General features: G+C 76.7%; 1 protein-coding gene and 2 pseudogenes. All 3 read right to left on the bottom strand.

Annotated features, from left to right (window positions below):
• Nucleotides 1-182, bottom strand: a pseudogene (locus GT042_RS11505) (hypothetical protein); the annotation flags it as partial.
• Entirely contained in the window at nt 179-820 is a 642-nt protein-coding gene (locus GT042_RS11500) for a bifunctional 4-hydroxy-2-oxoglutarate aldolase/2-dehydro-3-deoxy-phosphogluconate aldolase (protein ID WP_161308616.1), read from the bottom strand. The pseudogene GT042_RS11505 and the gene GT042_RS11500, both read right to left, overlap by 4 nt.
• Before the next feature lie 83 nt (nt 821-903).
• Nucleotides 904-1305, bottom strand: a pseudogene (locus tag GT042_RS11495) (hypothetical protein); the annotation flags it as partial.

Genomic DNA, 1305 nt, shown 5'->3' with positions numbered 1-1305 from the left:
AGGACGTCCAGCGGCCCGGTGCGGGCTGGGTCGCCGGGCGGGGCGGCCAGCAGCCGGCCGGTGAGGATGTCGGTCAGGACGATCCGCCCGTCGACCCAGCGGATGCCCTCGCCCAGTTCGAGGCGGTCGGACCAGCAGACGACGGGGGCGTACGCCGGCGTGCCGCTCGTGCCCGCGCTCATCGGGGGCCCTCCCCCGCGTCCCGTACCACCGCGAGGAACGCGCGCGCCCGCTCGCGCAGCGCCTCCTGGCTCCCGCCGTCCGCCGCGTCCCCGATCAGCGGCGAGCCCACACCTACCGCCGTCGCGCCGTGCGCCAGACAGGCGCGCGCCGTCGCCGCGTCCACGCCCCCGACCGGCACGAACGGGACGTGGGGGAACGGGCCACGCAGCGCCTTCACATAGTCGGGGCCGCCCGCCTGCGCGGCCGGGAAGATCTTGAGCGCGTCCGCGCCGAGGCGCAGGGCGGTCAGGACCTCCGTCGGGGTCATCACCCCGGCGAGGACCGGCAGTCCCAGTTCCTTGGCCGCCGTGACACCGTCGCCGAGCGCCGGGGTGACGACGAAGTCCGCTCCCGCCTCGTGCGCGGCCCACGCGTCCTCGGGGGTGAGGACCGTGCCCGCGCCGAGCGGCGCGTCGGGGCCCAGCGCCGCCCGGGCACCGGCGATGACCTGGAGGGCGTCCCGGCCGGAGAGGGAGACCTCGACCAGCTCCACGCCTTCCGCGACCAGGGTCAGTACGGTCCGCAGCGCGGCCTCGGGGTCGTCGCCGCGCACGATGGCGACCAGGCGGTGGGCGCGCAGCGCGCTCAGCAGATCCACGGGGTGGTTCCTCTTCTCGTTCGGGTGGGGAGGGGGTGGGCGGTCACAATGACGGGTGGGTGGTCCCGATGACCACGTGCTCGTCAGGGGTGGCGGGTCGCCGTCACGGTCAGCCGCCAGCGGACCTCGCCGGACGGCCCGACCCGGGCCGCGTCCGCGTCACCGGCCCCGGCCAGGTCGAAGACCCGGCCGAGCATCGGCTCGACACCGATGGAGCGGTACGGCGTGTCCTCGGGGAAGCCGCCCAGGTTGCGCCACAGCGCCACCGAGACCGGCTGGCCGGCGGCCTCCACGGTGAAGTGGAGCGCGTCGGAGTCGTCCCGTACGGACACCTCGCGCGCGTCGACCACCGCGCCGAGGGCCGTGCCGTCGTCGGGGCCGAGGCGGTCGAGCCGTACCCCCGCCACCTCAGGCCAACTGCCCGGCACCCACCGGGCGCCCCCGTCGGGGTAGAGCCGGACCGCCGCGCCGCCGGTCATCACGGC

The sequence above is a fragment of the Streptomyces sp. SID3212 genome, assembly GCF_009865405.1.
Classification (GTDB): Bacteria; Actinomycetota; Actinomycetes; order Streptomycetales; family Streptomycetaceae; genus Streptomyces.
Note: the sequence above shows the minus strand (reverse complement) of the source record. Positions and strands in the feature narration are given on the sequence as shown.